Origin of the sequence: Pseudoxanthomonas sacheonensis (assembly GCF_031455975.1) — a bacterium.
Taxonomy (GTDB): Bacteria; Pseudomonadota; Gammaproteobacteria; order Xanthomonadales; family Xanthomonadaceae; genus Pseudoxanthomonas_A; species Pseudoxanthomonas_A sacheonensis_A.
On the sequence record NZ_JAVDTT010000001.1, the window covers coordinates 655298 to 671880 of the forward strand.

Consider the following 16583-nt stretch of genomic DNA (forward strand, 5'->3'; position numbering starts at 1 on the left):
TCAGCCGAAAGTGGCATCCATTCCTCTCCTTGCCCCGATCCGGGGCGACCATTCCAGCGCCTCACGCGCCGCATGGGTGTCGAAATTGGCCAGTGGCCGCAGCGATCGCACGCGGTACCGCGTCAGCGGAACCTCGCGGCGCAGCAGCTTGCCCAGCAGTTCCACGCCAAAACCCAGCCCCATGAAGATCCAGGTGGGCACGCGCACCAGCTTGAGTTCGCTGCCCAGCTTCCTGCGGCAGCTGTTCAGGTATTCCTGCTGGGTGATGGGTTGCGTATCGACCACATTGAAGACTCCGCCGACAGCCTTTGGCGCAACGGCTGCTTGCTGCAGAGCATCGACCACGTCGTCCAGATAAACCACCGGAATGGTCTGCGCGCCGCTGCCTATCGCGACCCAGCGTCCCGCCAGCGCGATCACGCCGTTCGGCGTCACCCGCTCGGCGCCGGGGCCGAAGATCTGGCCGGGGCGCAGGATCACGGCCTGCAGTCCGTGTTCGCGGATCGCGTTCTGCACGAGCCGCTCGGCCGCGAGCTTGGTCTGGGTGTAAGCGCCTCGCAGCCCGGGATGCGGTTCGAGCGCGGAAGCTTCGGTCATCACCGCTTGCGGATCGCGTCCGGCATGATCGAACACGCTCATCGAACTCACGTAGATCAAGCGCTGCGGGCGGCTGACGAGACACGCCTCCACGATGTTGCGGGTTCCCCAAGTAGTGCCGGCTTCGAAGTCCCGTGCGCTGCCGCGCATCGCCGCGCCCACGTGGTACACGATCGGCACGCCGGCCACGGCATGGGCCACCATGCGCGGGTCGCCCAAATCTCCCACCACCATCTGCACGCCGTCGTCGCTGGCGTAGGCTGCGACGGGCCGGCGAACCAGCACGCGTACGCGCTGTCCCTGTTCGCGCAGTCGCGCGACCAGCTTGCGTCCCAGGAAGCCCGCGGCACCGGTCACCAAAGCGTCCACCGGGGCCAGAGCAGCGTATCGGTCTTCCAGGCTTTGCAGGCGCAGGCGGTCGGGTTCGGCGCACACCGGTTCCAGCAGTTTTGCGATACGCAGGGCGTCTTCGCCGCCGAACGGCGGCGGCGCATGGTCGCGCGCGGCTTTCGCGAATTCCTGCGCGCCGCGCTGGATGCCGGGCGAAGGCTTGAGCATGCCGGTGGCGAAGCGGACCACGTTCCAAGGAATGCGGAACACGTCCTTCATTGCGCTTATCCAGGCATTGACCATGATGCCGATGAACTTGGGACCCGGCAGCACCCGATGGATGCGGCAGGTCTGCAGGAAGCGATCGACCTCGATGGTGCCGCGCGTGCCGCGCACGAAAACGCGGTTCTCCATCGGGCGCGCGTTCCACGACAACAGCAGCCGGCCTACGCCCTGTCCGGTGCGCGCCTGCGCTTGCCACTCGTCGAAATGCAGATTGGGATCGGTGCCGCGCGCTTGGTACTGCACTTGCAGGTCGGTCACCGGACCCAGGAAAGCTTCGATGGTGTACAGCCCGTGCACGCCCAGATCGCGGAACGGGTACGAGCCCTGGGTGACGGAGCCGGGCAGCGGGCCGCCGGCATAGGCCGGATACTCGGAGTTGCGCACGATATCCACCGACACCAGTTCGCCGATCGAACCTTTGCGCACGGCATCCAACGCCTGCAGCAAAACCGGGTCGTAGAGGTCGGAGTGATTCACGCCGAGCACCAGGTGCTTCTCGCGCGCTTTGTCGATCATCGTTTCGCAATCGGCGACCGAATCGGCCATCGGCTTTTCGACCAACACATGGCAGCCCATCGCCAACGCCGCCAGGGTGATGGACGCGTGCGAGGACGGAGGCGTGAGTACGTGCACCGCTTGTGGTTTGGCGGGCGCAAGTTCGGCCAGCGAAGCGGCGGCCAGCGGCACGCCATGGCGCGCCGCAAGCGCGCGCGCCGCCTCCAGGTTGGTGTCGCAGATGCCCACCACCTCGACGAAGTCCAAGGCTTTCAGTGCGGAGAGGTGGTGGCCAGCGACGTAGCCGGCGCCGACCAGGGCGACGCGCAGCTTTTGGGAAGGATCAATGCTCATGGAGTACCGGGTTGAAACTCGGAAGAGGGAATTTTGTTCGACAGCGCGTGTTTGGCGGCCAGTTTTTGCGCGACCGCATCCAGCACCGCTTCGACCCGGTGGTCCCAGGTCTGGTCGGCTACCGATGCGATGCGCAGCGCGGCCGCTTGCGGGGTGTCGTCGGCCAGCGCGCTGTCGAGCGCCGCCAGAAAGCCGTCGCGGTCGTCGGCGATGCCGACCCACTGGGCGAACTTTTCGATCTCCGCATTGCGTACGCTGACCACGGGTTTGCCGGTGGCCAGGTATTCGCGCAATTTCAGCGGATTGGCGTTGGCGACCTGGCGGTTGAGGCGGTAGGGAATGATGGCGGCGTCGAACGCCTTGGCCCAGCCTGGCAACTCCTGGTACGGCTGCGCGCCGGTGAAATGCACGTTGGGCAGGGCGCGGAGTTCGCTCACATCGACCGCGGCATGCCCCACCAGCAGGAACGACCACTGCGGACGCTGCGTCGCCAACCAAGCGATCAGCTCCAGATCTATCCATTCGTGTATCGAGCCTATGTAGCCGATCACGGGATGGGGAAGACCGCGCACGATGGCGGGCACTTCGGTGCCGTCGTCTTGTGCGCGGCCGAACAGCGCCGCGTCCACGCCATGCGGCGCGAACAAGGTGGAAGGATTCAGCGCGCGCTTGCTTTCCAGCAACGCGGGCGGCGCCACGAACAGCAGGTCTGCGCGTCGGCTGAGGGCTTCGTCGCGCTGCGCGATCAAGGCCATGTCCACGCCCGGGTGCGCGGCGTAATCGTCGATGCAATAGAAGACGCACAACTCTTCGTCCAGCTGCCCGGCCAGAAAGCCGGGATGCGGCACCACGAACCAGGAGATCCGGCGCGTGATTCCCGCATGACGCAGCGCGCGCCGCACGGCCCAGCGGCTGAAGCGTCGGTTGAAGGCTTCCACCCCGGGGATGCGCCGGAACGGCAGCTGCGGCACCGTGCAGCGCCAGAATCCTTCGCGTATCAGTTCCGGAACTTGCAGCGCCGCGCGCAGCTTGCGCAGTGCGCGCTTGAAGTCGCGTCCATTGGCGCTGGGGGCGCGCATGCCGGGCGAATCGACGTACAGCACGGGCAGGACCCGTGCCAGTCGCTCGGCCACGTGATGGCTGCTGGTGCGGTTCTCGGCATTCCAGTCGTTGCCGAAGTAGACGATGCCCACTCCCCGCAGCGGCGTGTCTGCCTCACTCATCGCGCCACCAGCCCACCAGCCAGGAGGTGCCGCCGTGGTAAATCCAGTCTTTGTGCAGGCCCGGTATGGCGTCCAGATGCGGGCCGATGCGGCCGCTGGCCGGTGCGAAGAAGGTCACCAGCCCGCAGCGTCCCAACTGGCGCATGCGTTGCAGGGTCGTGGCCGGGTCGCTGAGGTAGTAGAGCACCTCGCAGGCGGTGACCAGGTCGAACCGTTGCGGCTGGTGCTCCCAAGGCAGATTGAACAGGTCGGTCGCGGCGAAATGCGCGGAGGGAAGGCGCAGGCGCGCGCGCTCGATCGCGTGGATGCTTACATCGATGCCGTACTGCTCGTCGCTCAAGCGCGCCAGGTATTGGGTCTGGTGGCCTTCGCCGCAGCCGATCTCGAGCAGCGAGCCGACACGGCCGAAATTCTTTTCGATGATGCGGTTGGTGGCCTGGAAGCGGGACTGCTCCAGCTCCGAGTCCATGTTCCAGGGATCCTCGACGTTATAGGCGAGGTCCAGCCGGGAGTGGTTGTCGCTGCCGCCGACACCACGCAGGGCGTACTTCATCCACAGGCGTCTCTGCGCTTTTTTCAGCAGTCTGGCGGTGCCAGCGAACATGGTTTTTTCCCCTGTGTTTCAACATTTGCGCAGCGTCCCGGATGGGGCTTGCGCACTGTCGGTGGGGCTGGCGCTCCGCACCCGCAATGGATGCAAGGGCGAGCTGTACCAATCCACCACCTTTCCGCAATCGAACAGGATCCAGGAAGGTCCGTATTCCCAACGTTGCTCATGGGAGTTGAATGGCTCGCCCTGTATCCGCCTTACCTGTTTGCCGTCCATGCCGATGGCCAGCAGCTTTTCCGGCACCGGCCGTTGCAGATCCTGCTTTGGCGCATCGGTCGGTTCCGCGGCATCGGACATGGTAGTGGCGGGCTCCTGGATGGAAAGGCCATAAAGCACCAGTCCCAGCAACGCTACCAACAAGACATAACGCCAATAGGAAGGCGATCCGGACAATGAAGGGAAGTCGTGCGTCGGCGCGTCGTTCGACGCGAACGACACGTCGTCGGGCATTCCGATGGGAGTAACCCGGACCGCGCCGGGCAGGCGTCCGTGGGTGCGCTGGAAATCGATCGCGGCCGCATACAGACGGTTCAAGCGTTGTAACCGGGAAATATCGGAGGAATTGTCAGGATGATCGGGATGCAACTGGGCAACGCGTCGGCGATAGGCGCGCTTGAAGTCGGCCATGCTGCACTCGGCATCCAGCCCCAACTCATCGTAAAGCGCAACGAAGTCGGTATCTTCCGCCATACAAGCGAATCCTTGTCCTTGTTCCCCATGGTTATCCTACAGTGGACAGGTTTGCGGGCGCGGGTGCAATCTGACACAAATGAGATGGGGCGCGCAGGGGTGCGCGGGGCGGTCCAGGGCTTGGGGGTAAACCGATCGCCCACACACAAACCGGGTTGTCCATTCCGGTGATGCAGAGAACAGGGGGAGCTCCATGACCTTATCGTCGCGCGCCGGAAGGCGCCAGATACTGGCCCGTCGAAGCCATGCGGCGGGCCTGTTACCCGTGCTGCGGCAGCTGCGGTCGGCTTTGCGGCACGATCTGCGCATCCTGGCCTATCACCGCGTGTTGGAGTCGGCGGACCCGGACGGGTTCAGTTTCGACACGGAGCTGATAAGCGCCACGGGCGAACAATTCCGCGAACAAATGCGGTCGATAAAGCGCGATTTCCACCCGATGCGCTTCGACCAGGTGCTGTCCTATATCGACGCCAATCGCCGTTTACCCAAGGGTGCGATCCTAGTGACCTTCGATGACGGTTACGACGACAATTATCGGATCGCGTACCCCATTCTCCGCGAGCTCGGTATGTCGGCCATGTTCTTCGTTTCCACCGGCCACATCGATTCGGGCATGCCTTATGCCTACGATTGGTTGGTGCATATGATCTGCACCACGACGGCGCCGAAGTTGCTCGCACCCGAGCTGGGCGTCGATTGGGACATACCCGATACGCTCGCCGAGCGGCGTGCGCTGGCCGCTCGATTGCTGGATCAGTTGAAAAGCTTGAACGATGCCGGCCAGGAAGCGCTCATCTCGCGGCTGGAGCGGGAGTGGGCCATCCCGCGCGATGCCGGTCATCCGGACTGCCGGCCGATGAGCTGGGAGCAGTTGCGGGAGATGCACGAAGGCGGCATGGAGATCGGTTCGCACGGCGTGGGTCACCGCATGCTGGCCAAACTGCCCAAGGATCAAATGAACGACGAGGTGAATGGATCCAAGCGCACGCTCGAGCGCGAGCTCGGCGCGCCGGCGCATGTGCTTTCCTATCCGGTAGGAGGGCCGGACGCCTTCGACACCGAAACGGTCGAGGTCGTGCGCTCCGCGGGTTTCCGCATGGCCTGCAGCTACATGGCGGGCACCAGCGTGGTCGAGCCGGGTTCGCGGTACAGCATGCGCAGGCTGCCGGTGGAAAGCGAAATGGATGGCGCGTGGTTCAGCGCCATGGTCGCTTTGCCCGAGGTGTTCAGTTACTCGTCGCGTTTGCGAACAGGTTGATCGGAGCTACAGGGGCAAATGTTCTTCTTCATGATGGTGTACCTGGTCCTGGTGATTATCCGGCCCCAGGACTATCCGGCGGTGGTCGACTCGCCGGGCCCGCCCTGGCAGCCGATCGCGCTGATCCTGGCCGCAGTGTTCTGGCTGTTCTCCGCGCGCAAGTCGTTCGCGGCGCCGCAATACTTGCTGTTGCCGGTGTTCTTGCTGGTGGCGATGATTTCGAAGGTGGTCAACGGCTGGACCGGGGGCGCGCTGTTCGTGTTCGCGCTGTTCGCGCCCGTGATCCTGGCGTTCATGCTGCTGTCCAACGCAGCCGATACGCGCAACCGCATGCGCATCACCATGGCGGTGTTCGCCGCTTGCGGCGCGGTCCTGGCCGTGCACGGCATCGAACAGTCGGTGACCGGTATCGGCTGGACCGGCGTCGAGATGTCGCAGGAGACCCGCATCCAGTATGTGGGCATCTTCAACGACCCCAACGACCTGGGCATGCTGTTCGTGATGTGTCTGCCGATGGCCTTTTATCTGGGCAGCCGAGGCGGTTTGCTGGGATTGCGCCGGCTGTTCTGGTGGACTGGCGCGGGGCTGCTGGTCTACGGCATATTCCTCACCAACTCGCGCGGAACGCTGCTGGCAATGGTGGCGATCCTGGGCGTGTACGTCTGGCAGAAACGCGGCCTGATGACCGCAGGCGTGTTGGCGGTCGGCGCATTGGTTGGGTTGATGGCCATGCCTTCGCGCATGCAGGAACTCGATTCTTCCGAAGCGTCCGCCGCGGGGCGCATCGATTCCTGGTACGAAGGCATCCAGATGTTCATCAGCGACCCGTTGTTCGGCGTGGGCGCTGGCGGCTACACGGACGTCAACCCGCTGACGGCGCACAATTCTTTCGTGCTGGTGCTGGCCGAGATGGGGATCATCGGCTTCACCATCTGGCTGGCCATTGCCGGCTACAGCTTCCGGATGACGCTGTCTGTGCTAAAGCGCGGCGACGAGGTGATGGACGACGTGCCGGCCGAGGTGCCGGACGACGAGGTGGTGGCCGGCTGGCGCGATGACCGGGCGTTGACCCTGACCCTGTTGCTGTCACTGGTCGGTTACTTCGTCTCGGCATTCTTCCTGAGCCGCAGTTACGTGATCATCCTTTATCTGCTGGTGGCGCTGATCGTGGCCAACTATGTGCGCCTGCGCGAAACCTATTCCAGCCTTCCGGTGTTCAGTCTGGACAAGGATCTGGTGCGCTGGCCCGTCTACGCGGTCCTGTGGGTGATCGGGCTCTACATCATGGTGAAGGTGCTGCTGGCTACGGTATGAACACGCGCGCCCATACCCTTCGCAACACGTTCTTCTCCTCGGTGGGCCTGTACACCGAGTACGTGCTCGGCATGCTTACGTCGATCATCATCGCCCGCCATCTGGGTCCGGACGAGTACGGCGCTTACAGCCTGGTCATCTGGCTGGTGGCGCTGGGCGTGGCCACGACCAATTCGGGCACCGCCAGCGCGGCGATCAAGTTCGTGGCCGAACTGCGCGGTTCCGGCCGGGCCGAGATGATCCCGACCCTATTGGACTACCTGCGTCGCGCGCAACGCATTTTTCTGCTGTTCGTTCTGCTGGCCGGTGCGGCGGTGTTCCTGTTCGCCGGCGATCATGTCGCGCCCGGCATGAACCACTTGATGCTGTTGGGATTCCTGGTGGTGTCGGTGGCGCTGCGCGCGTCCTACATGTTCAACATCGGTGTAGCCAAGGGTTTCGAGAATTTCCGCGCCACCGCCATCGTCTCGCTGGTATCGACGCCGATCAATCTGGGCCTGGTGATCGCGGCCATGTTCTTCGACGCCAGCGTGGAATGGCTGCTCGCGGTGTTCGTGATTTCGGGTCTGGTGTTCTACGGCGTTTCTTTTCGCCAGATCAAGCCGCTGGTGCCGGACCGGGTGCCCGGCATCAAGATTCCCGATGTCCTGATGTCCAGGATACGCCGGCACATGGGATGGACCGCGCTCACGGTGTCGGTCGGTTTTCTGGCTGCCAGCGAAGTGGAGGTGCTGTTCCTCACCTTGTACGCCGATAGCCACGACGCGGGCCAGTTCAAGGTCGCCTACCAGCTCGCGATCGGCGCGGCGGCGCTGGTGCCCGGCGTGTTCGGAGCGTTGCTGCTGCCGATGATGGCCAATGCGCTGAGTCATGGGCGCGAGGTCGCCGGTCGGCGGTTCGTCGCAAGCACTGGTTACCTGGCATTGCTGGCGATGCCGCTGATCGCATTCGGCGCGGTATTTTCCGGTGCGGTGATCCATCTGCTCTACGGCAACGCCTATCTAGCGGCGGGTCCGGTGTTCGCCGTATGCCTTGCGGGCGCGTGCATCACCACCATGACCCAGGGCGGATCCAGCCTGCTGGTCAGCGCCGACCGCCAGCGCAGCATCCTTATGCTGGTGATCGGCTGCGCCTTGCTCAAGGTGTTGCTCGATGCGGTGCTGATCATGCATTTCGGGTTGACCGGCGCGGTCGCCGCCTATGGTTTGGTGGCGTTGATCAACGCCGCGGCGATGATGGCCTTGGCGATCCGCGTCAGCCACGCCACGCCGGATTGGGGGCGCATGTCGCGTATCGCATCGGCGGCCGCGATCGCGGCCCTGGTCGCGTTGCCGCTGCGTGGGCAACTGCTGCCTTGGGCGCAGGTCGTGTTTGGCGGTCTGCTATTGGGGTTGGCGTACCTGGCGTCGACGATGCTGCTCGGCTGCTGGAGCCGCGGCGACATAGAGCATCTGCAGCAGCTGTATCAACGTTTCGTTCCTGGGAAACGGCGCATGGGGACATGGCTGCTGGAGTGGGCCCACGATCGAGCGCCAGGAGAGGGCATGCCATGAGCGGCTTCTACGAACCCTTGTTCCGACGCGTGCTGTTTCCGATATACGAATCGGGGTTGCGCCGCCGCAAGACGCTGGATTACCTGCGCGAATACGAGCGCAGCCAGTGGCGTACGCTCGAGGAAACCGAAGCGCTGCAATGGCGCAAACTGCAGGATCTGATCCGGCATTGCTGGGAGCAGGTGCCTTATTACCGTGAGCGATGGCAGGCGCTGGGCATCGCCGCCCCGGAGGACATCGCCGGCCCGGCCGATTATGCGCGCCTGCCTGTGCTCAACAAGCCGGAAATCCGTGCGAACTTCGACAAGCTCATCGCCCCCGGCTATCGCGACGGAATGCTCTACAAGACCACCGGCGGCTCCACCGGCGAGCCTTTGCGTTTCGGCTACACCCGCGAGAGTTACGAACGGCGCCTTTCCATCATGTGGCGGGGCTACGGCTGGGCCGGCGCGCGCTTGGGGCAGCGCACGCTGTACCTGTGGGGTACTTCGATCGGCGCGCAGAAGCGGAAGGATCGCCTCTACCATGCGGGTTTCAACCGGTACATGCTCAACGCCTTCGAGATGAGCGAAGCGCGCATGGCCGAATATGCCGACGCCATCGATCGCTTCCGCCCCGAAACCATCGTGTCCTACGTTGCGCCGATCGTGAAGATGGCCGAATGGCTGATCACGAACGGCAGGCGCATCCATCGGCCGCAACGGATCCTGGGCGCGGCGGAAACCCTGCATGAAAGCCAGCGTCGAATCATCGAGCAGGCATTCGGTTGCCCTGCCTATAACACCTACGGCTGCCGCGAATTCATGCTGATCGCCGCCGAATGCGAACATCGCGGCGGTCTGCACGTCAATGCCGATCACCTGAAGGTGGAGCTGGGTGCCGTCAACGGCGAGGGTCAGGACGAGTCGGGTCCACGCGACATCATCGTTACCGATCTGCACAACTACGGCATGCCGCTTTTGCGTTACGCCAATGGCGACCTCGCTACCGCGGGCCCGCGGACCTGCGCTTGCGGGCGCGGTCTGCCGTTGCTCGCCAGCGTGGACGGGCGCAAGCTGGATGCGCTGCGTACCCGCGACGGACGTTTCGTCCCCGGCGAGTACATCGTCTACGCTTTCCTGTACGCGACGGGCATCAAGCGTTACCAAGTTGTACAGAAGCAGTTGGACACATTCGAGATCCGCATCGTGCGGGACCGCGATTTCGAACCCTCCGCCATAGACCTGGTACGTCGCGAACTGCTCAAAGTAGTGGGCGACAGCGTTGCCCTCAATTTCGAATTCGTCGATGAAATCCCACTGACGCAGACCGGCAAGTTGCGGGTTACGATTTCGGAGTTGCCATGAACGGAACGGCGCCTCTGAGCATCACCCACTTCGTCGAAAACATGGAGCGCGGCGGCCTGGAACGGGCGGTAATAGACCTGATCGGCGCGCAGCGGGAAGCGGGCCACGAGTGCCGGCTGGTCTGCCTGTTCGATCGCGGTGCGCTGGCCGACGAACTGTCCGCCAGTGGCGTCAGCGTCGAAACCTGCAACAAGCGCAAGGGCGCCGACTTCCGCGCGCTGCGACGCGCGCGGGATCTGTTGCGGGGCGGCGGCGTATTGCACACCCATAATGCGGCGGCCCACTACCATGCGGTGCTGGCCTCGGTGGGATTGCCGCTGCAGCGGGTGATCAATACCCGGCACGGCATGGGCGAAAGCAATCCGCGCAGCCGGCGGGAATGGCTTTATCGCCGTTCCATGTCGAGGACGGACTACGCGGTAGCGGTGTGCGAAACCGCGCGCCGGCACCTGCACAACAGTGGGGTTTCGCCTCGTTCGGCGCTGCTGGCCATTCCCAACGGCATACGCACCGAAGGATTCCGGGGCGCGGATCATGCGGTACGTGCATGGCTGAGGAGCGAGTTGGCGCTGCCGCCGGAAAGCCGGCTCGTTGGCACGGTGGGCCGGCTCGAACCGGTGAAGGACCAAGCCAATCTGATCCGCGCTTTCAGGCGGGTGCGTTTCAGCGTGCCCGAGGCGGCGTTGGTGCTGGTGGGTGACGGCGGGTTGCGCATGGAACTGGAGACCATCGCTGCGGCCGAAGGAGTCGCAGAAGCGACACGGTTCTTGGGCGATCGCGGGGACGTGCCGCAGCTGCTGCAGGGACTGGATGTATTCGCTTTGTCCTCGATCAGCGAGGGTTATTCCATCGCGCTGCTTGAGGCTTGCGCCGCCGAACTGCCTATCGTGGCCACCGACGTAGGGGGAAATGGCGAGATCGTGCGAGATCGAATCAACGGTCTGCTGGTACCGGCTCGGGATGCGGATGCGCTCGCCGCGGCCATGGTCGAGATGCTGTTGTCGCCTGATCGTGCGACGGCTATGGGTCGGGCAGGGCGCGAGTGGGTCACACACGAAGGTTCGTTCCGGACCATGGCCGCCCGCTACGAGGCGCTTTACCGCGATGAGGCTTGGCACCCAGGGAGCGACGTATGAACCGCGAACCGCCCGCACGCCGCATCTTCTCTCTCGCGGACCAAACGCCCAAACATGACGGACTTGATCTTTGCGGACAGCGAACTAATCGCGTTCACCACCTCATTCTCGCAAGCGAACAAGCAACTCGGGAGAGGAACTATCATCGCAACAGTAAGTGTGAGTTGAGGGTATTTCTTCACGCGACCTATCATCCACTCAGACTCCGCATACTCTCACCGCAACCTTTGCCATTTTCCATCACATGACGCCCCGGCCCAGAAAACTCAGGATCCTCCGCTGGTTGCCCAGCTCGTTGGTGACTACGACGGGTTCGCGTGCGCGTCGCAGCTTGTACCTGACCTTCGACGACGGTCCGCATCCCGAGCACACCGCCCCGCTGCTCGATCTGCTGGCGAGCCATGAAGCAAAAGCCAGTTTTTTCCTGATCGGCCGCCAGATCGAAGCGAACACGGAGCTGGCGCGCCGCATCGCCCTGGAAGGGCACACGCTGGGCAACCATTCGTTCACTCATCCCCATTTCGACAAGTTGTCGTTGTCCGAGCAACTCGATGAAGTCAATCGCACCGATGCGCTGCTGAGCGGCATCGACGGTCAGCCGCGGCACAGTTTCCGGCCGCCGCGCGGGGTGATGCCGCCGCGCATGCTGGCCAACTTCTTCCGTCGACGCCGGCGTGCGACTTACTGGTCCTACGACAGCCTGGATTACAGTCGCCGTCCGGCGGCCGAGCTGATCGAAATCATCCGCCGGCACCCGGTGCGGCCGGGGGATATCCTGCTGATGCACGACGACAGCACGCTGTCGCTGGAGATGCTCGCCCACCTGATTCCGGAGTGGAAGGCCCAAGGCTTCGCCCTGGAAGCTTTGCCCGCGGAAGCCTGACCGGCCGATTACCGAAAACCGGTTTTCGGAGCTCCGGACTGGCCTGAGCAGGGCGCTTATGCCGTTGGATTGTCATGTAACGGCAGTAGCCGGATCGCGGCAGGTAAGGGGGAGTCTTGGGCATTCTGCAATGGGTGGCGATAGCGGCCGTCTTGGTCGGCGTCGCTGCGGCTTTCGTGGTCTGGCGTTTGTTGCGTGCGCGCAACATGGAAATCTGGATCGGCAGCTATCTGCGTCGCCAGATGTCGCGCGCCCCGCGTGTGACCGATCGACCGGTGCATGTGATGTTCTGCTTCGTCGATCACTTCGAACCTATGTGGCATGGCGCGGATCTGGAAACCCAGCGCGCGCGCGTGGATCGCTGGTGCCGAGATTACCGGACGCTCGCCTCGGTGCATCGTGATGCCGATGGACGCCCTCCCCAGCACAGCTTCTTCTATCCGGAAGAGGAATACGCCGAAGAACACCTCGACAAGATCGCCGCGCTCTGTGCGGACGGCTACGGCGAACTCGAAATACACCTGCACCACGACAACGATACCGAAGCGAACTTCCGCGAAAGCATCAGCCGCTTCTGCAAGACGTTGCACGAACGCCACGGCGCGTTGTCGCGCGATCCGGCGACCGGCGAGCTGAGCTTCGGCTTCATCCATGGCAACTGGTGCCTGGACAACTCGCGCAGCGACGGGCGCTGGTGTGGTCTCAACAACGAACTGATCCTGCTGCGGGAATTGGGGTGCTACGCGGACTTCACTTTGCCGTCCGCGCCCAGCGATACCCAGACTCGCACCATCAATTCCATCTATTACGCCACCGACGACCCGCAGCATCCCAAATCGCATGACGACGGCGTGGCGGTGCATGTGGGCGGCAGCGCGACCGGCGACCTGATGATCGTGCAGGGACCGCTGGGATTGAATTGGCGCGACCGCAGGGCGGGGCTGGTGCCGCGCATCGAGAACGCGGACGTGCGTCGCGGCTGTCCGCCGACCGCGCAGCGCGTAGACGATTGGGTGCGCACCGGCGTGCATGTCGAAGGCAGGCCGGAATGGGTATTCGTGAAAGTGCATACCCACGGCACCCAGGAAACCGACATGGACACACTGCTGGGTCCCGCGACCGACGCCATGCATGCGCATCTGGAGCGCGCTTACAACGATGGCGAGCGCTACGTGCTGCATTACGTCAGCGCGCGCGAGGTCTACAACATCATCAAGGCGGCCGAGGCAGGCAAGGAAGGCGACCCGAACGCCTATCGCGACTTCGTTCTGCCGCCTCCGAAGTCTTCGTGGGCCGGCGCTGCACAAGATTCCGCGCGAGCCGCCGCATGACTACGGCCACCTCCCTGCAATCCGCCGACGGCGCCGACCATCCCGCAGAACTGCTGGTAAGCGTGATCATGCCCGTATTCAATGCGGAACCGACGCTGCGGAAATCGGTGGAGTCGGTGTTGCGGCAGACGCTGACCAACCTAGAACTCGTCTTGGTCGATGATTGTTCGCGCGATGGATCGGACCGGATCATGCGCGAATACGCCGACAAGGATCGGCGCGTGAAGATCGTCAGCCAGCCGGCGAACGCGGGCGTGGCCGAGGCCCGCAACGCGGGATTGCGCGCGGCATCGGGCAGCCATGTGGCCTTCCTGGACAGCGACGATTGGTGGGACCCGCGCAAACTGGAATTGCAACTGGCGCAAATGCAGGAAAGCGGCGCGCTGGTTTCCTACGCCGGTTACCAGCGCGTCGCCGAAGACGGTCATCTGCTGTCCTGCGTCGAACCGCCTGCCGAAATCGCTTATGGCGATATGCTGAAAAGCAACCACATCGGCAACCTCACCGGAGTCTACGACCGCCGTCTGGGCGACGTGCCTTTCGTGCGCATGGGCCACGAAGACTACGTATTCTGGCTGGACCGCGTTCGCCGTGCGGGCCATGCCGTGCGCGTGCGCCACGAAGGCCCACTAGCCTATTACCTGGTGCGCAACGGTTCGGTTTCTTCCAACAAACTGCGGGCCGCGCGGTGGCAGTGGCGGGTGTATCGCGAGTCCGAGCATCTCACCCTCTGGCAGGCAGCCTGGTACATGTTCCACTACGTTAGGCACGCGCTTTCGAAGCGTGGCCTGGCGGCGGTTTGACGGGTGCCGATACGAAGATGCCGCCTGCATTGAGCAGACGGCATCTTCGTTTGTTTTCTTGCTAGCCGGTTTCCCACCACCCGGTGCGATCAGATTTCGGAAAGTTCCACTAGGTAGCCGGTGGTGCCGCCGGTCACGTCGATGCGATAGCCCGCACCGTCTTCGACGTATTTCCCGCTGCTGAAGTTGCTGTTGATCGTGGCGTTCGCAGGTTCGAGGACGCGAACCCTCAACCGTCCGGCCCGCGCTTCCCGACTGTTGACCAGGGTCGGCAGCACGGGCGTATTGACCTGGAAGGTAGCAGCTGTGCCTGCCGTCATCGCGAAGGTGTCGCGCAGGGTCAACTTGCGTCCGCCAAAGGTGAACTGGCGCTGCCAGGAAGTCACCGCAGTGTTATCGCAGAAGGCGGGCGTCAGATTGGCGTTGGCGGTGAAGTCGCCGCCGCTGCCCGGCGTCACGGTCATCGTGGACTTCTTCGTGCTCGATTCGCACTGCCGCGCCACGCTGCCGTTGCGCACGAAGCGCACCAGGTTATGCACATCCGTACCCTGGTTGATGCCGCTGTGGCTCCAGATGTTGGCGGTGACGGCCAGCCAGTCGCGCGAGAACAGCGTGAAAGATCCCTGGTCCTGATGCGCGTGGCTCTCGTTGTAGGGGCCGGCTACGATCGCTACCCACATCGCGTTGGTGTCCCAACCAGTGCGGGCGAACAGATGCCCGACGCCCGTGGCGTGATAGACCAGATTGGAGGGAGGGGTGGCGACGGTGCCGGCCGGCAGCAGGTCGTAACGGAAGTTGAAGCCCGAATTCATCTGCGTGCCCGGCACCACCACGCCGCTGCTGTTCTTCATCATGATGTTGCTCAACCACCACGTGGCGGCGCGCTGCGCGGCATCGCCGTTGGCGGTCTGTCTCGCTTCCAAAACCAGCCGGCGGTGGTAGTCGTACAGCTCGGGGACGGAGTTGCGCGACTGGTCGCCGATCGGCGCGAAGCGGTCCATGGTCGGCACCGTGGCGTTGATCCAGTAGTAGATGCTGTCCGTCGCATGCGTGTTGGTGTTGGCCAGGTCCGAGCCGGTGGCGTCGCGCCACAGGTGGTACAGCGAGAACAGCCGCATCTGCGCGGTGCCGTAACCAGTGCCTTCGCTGCTGCCGCCACCCGGCAGTCTGGCGAAATACGCCTGCAGCGCGGGCAGGCGGCGATTGCGCAGTTCGGACATCCAGGTGGCGTTGTTGGTGGCCAGCGCCCAGTACATGGTCGCTTCGAGGAAGCTGTAATGGTAATTGTTGCCGGGGTTGTCCACCGACCAACCCGTCCAGGGTGCCGAACGGCTACCCCAGCGTGCGCTGCCGTAGTTCCATATGTTCCATACCGTCTGCTCCGCATACGCCGACCAGCGGGTCCGCTGTGCGCCGCTAATGAAAGCCGAACAGGTAACCAGCGTCATCGACAGATCCGAGATCATCGGGCCGACTTCGAGATAGGAATCTCCCGCTACTTCCGGGTTGCTGCCGGCCGCGATGGCGGCCTCGGCATCGGCGACCTGCCGCTCGACCATGTTCACCGCCAGCGTGCAGTATTTCGACTCGGGCGAAAGCTGGTACATCATCGCGGCTTCGCTGGCCGCGAAGGCGTATCCGGGGCTGCCGTTCACTGCCGAGTCCACCCAGCCTTTGAAGCGCGTATACGCCGCAGAATTGAGGTTCACGTAGCGTCGCACGGAAGGCAGTTGGATCAGGCGCGGCAACGAAGAGTTCGCCATCTGCGGTCCACCGCTTCCGCCGCTCATGACGGGACCTGTTGCTGCCGGAAGCGCAGTGGTTGGCGTGGGCGCTGGGCGGCTCGGCGTCGTGGAGTTGGCCTGCGCGCGGGCGCGCAACATGGCCATCAGCCTTACTGGCAGCAGCGTTTCCGAATAGGCGCGGGCAAAAGTCTGTACGCGACGTGTGGCGACGATGGATTGTTGCCAAGCGTCTTGCGATCGCTTCTCCCAGCGATCACCGAGCAGACCGGCCGCGCTGGAAACAGTGATGGTGGCGAGGAGGGCGCTGCCGACAAGGGAGGCAGCGATCAGGCGCTTGCGGCGAACGAGCGGGCGCAAGGCACGGGATAGTGCGTGTATGGGGTGGTGCACGGGGATTCTCCTAAAGCCGCGCGCACAACAACGACAATAGGATTATTGTCGTTTCGCTCTGGCTCCCCCTAGCCCATACAAACGCATCGGCGGGCGCATCATAACGGCTTCAGCCGACATTACAGGACAGGTTAATTGCGCTGAAACAGCTTTGTTCAGCTGGCGTCAGGGTTAGAATCCGGGCCGAAAACGGCCCGATGGACATGGTTGGGGCACATGTCACTAGAAAACCGTGACCAG

13 protein-coding genes are annotated in these 16583 nt (G+C 63.7%); 8 read left to right on the top strand and 5 right to left on the bottom strand.

Going from position 1 to position 16583, the window contains the following annotated elements:
• The 4 genes from J2W94_RS02960 to J2W94_RS02975 are packed head-to-tail and all read right to left on the bottom strand — an operon-like array spanning position 1 to position 4584.
• Positions 1 to 2061, bottom strand: a complete 2061-nt coding sequence (locus J2W94_RS02960; protein ID WP_310090160.1) for an NAD-dependent epimerase/dehydratase family protein — start codon at positions 2059 to 2061, stop codon at positions 1 to 3.
• Complete coding sequence (locus J2W94_RS02965) at positions 2058 to 3284, bottom strand: glycosyltransferase (protein WP_310090162.1); 1227 nt, start codon at positions 3282 to 3284, stop codon at positions 2058 to 2060. The genes J2W94_RS02960 and J2W94_RS02965 overlap by 4 nt, the downstream gene beginning before the upstream one ends.
• The gene (locus J2W94_RS02970; protein WP_310090164.1) at positions 3277 to 3888 is read right to left on the bottom strand and encodes a class I SAM-dependent methyltransferase; all 612 of its coding nucleotides are present in this window, start codon (positions 3886 to 3888) and stop codon (positions 3277 to 3279) included. Before J2W94_RS02970 ends, J2W94_RS02965 begins: the two co-directional genes overlap by 8 nt.
• 18 nt (positions 3889 to 3906) lie before the next feature.
• The gene (locus J2W94_RS02975; RefSeq protein ID WP_310090166.1) at positions 3907 to 4584 is read right to left on the bottom strand and encodes a J domain-containing protein; all 678 of its coding nucleotides are present in this window, start codon (positions 4582 to 4584) and stop codon (positions 3907 to 3909) included.
• 193 nt (positions 4585 to 4777) lie between these two features.
• Here J2W94_RS02975 and J2W94_RS02980 point away from each other — a divergent pair, with 193 nt between their 5' ends.
• From J2W94_RS02980 to J2W94_RS03015, 8 genes are all read left to right on the top strand, one after another.
• Positions 4778 to 5842: a polysaccharide deacetylase family protein gene (locus tag J2W94_RS02980; RefSeq protein WP_310090168.1), complete on the top strand. Its 1065-nt coding sequence runs from the start codon at positions 4778 to 4780 to the stop codon at positions 5840 to 5842.
• A gap of 18 nt (positions 5843 to 5860) precedes the next feature.
• Complete coding sequence (locus tag J2W94_RS02985) at positions 5861 to 7156, top strand: O-antigen ligase family protein (RefSeq protein WP_310090170.1); 1296 nt, start codon at positions 5861 to 5863, stop codon at positions 7154 to 7156.
• On the top strand, positions 7153 to 8709 hold the full coding sequence (locus tag J2W94_RS02990; protein WP_310090172.1) for an oligosaccharide flippase family protein: 1557 nt from the start codon (positions 7153 to 7155) through the stop codon (positions 8707 to 8709). The genes J2W94_RS02985 and J2W94_RS02990 overlap by 4 nt, the downstream gene beginning before the upstream one ends.
• Positions 8706 to 10055, top strand: a complete 1350-nt coding sequence (locus J2W94_RS02995) for a phenylacetate--CoA ligase family protein (protein ID WP_310090174.1) — start codon at positions 8706 to 8708, stop codon at positions 10053 to 10055. The genes J2W94_RS02990 and J2W94_RS02995 overlap by 4 nt, the downstream gene beginning before the upstream one ends.
• The gene (locus J2W94_RS03000; RefSeq protein WP_310090177.1) at positions 10052 to 11191 is read left to right on the top strand and encodes a glycosyltransferase; all 1140 of its coding nucleotides are present in this window, start codon (positions 10052 to 10054) and stop codon (positions 11189 to 11191) included. The genes J2W94_RS02995 and J2W94_RS03000 overlap by 4 nt, the downstream gene beginning before the upstream one ends.
• Positions 11192 to 11474: 283 nt before the next feature.
• Positions 11475 to 12074: a polysaccharide deacetylase family protein gene (locus J2W94_RS03005; RefSeq protein WP_310090179.1), complete on the top strand. Its 600-nt coding sequence runs from the start codon at positions 11475 to 11477 to the stop codon at positions 12072 to 12074.
• 116 nt (positions 12075 to 12190) lie between these two features.
• Positions 12191 to 13405 carry a hypothetical protein gene (locus J2W94_RS03010; RefSeq protein WP_310090181.1) on the top strand — a complete coding sequence of 405 codons (1215 nt, stop codon included), beginning with the start codon at positions 12191 to 12193 and terminating at the stop codon, positions 13403 to 13405.
• Complete coding sequence (locus tag J2W94_RS03015) at positions 13402 to 14208, top strand: glycosyltransferase family 2 protein (protein ID WP_310090183.1); 807 nt, start codon at positions 13402 to 13404, stop codon at positions 14206 to 14208. Before J2W94_RS03010 ends, J2W94_RS03015 begins: the two co-directional genes overlap by 4 nt.
• A gap of 89 nt (positions 14209 to 14297) precedes the next feature.
• On the opposite strand, the gene J2W94_RS03020 is transcribed toward J2W94_RS03015, so the two are convergent.
• The gene (locus tag J2W94_RS03020; protein ID WP_310090185.1) at positions 14298 to 16343 is read right to left on the bottom strand and encodes a hypothetical protein; all 2046 of its coding nucleotides are present in this window, start codon (positions 16341 to 16343) and stop codon (positions 14298 to 14300) included.
• Positions 16344 to 16583 lie beyond the last annotated feature (240 nt).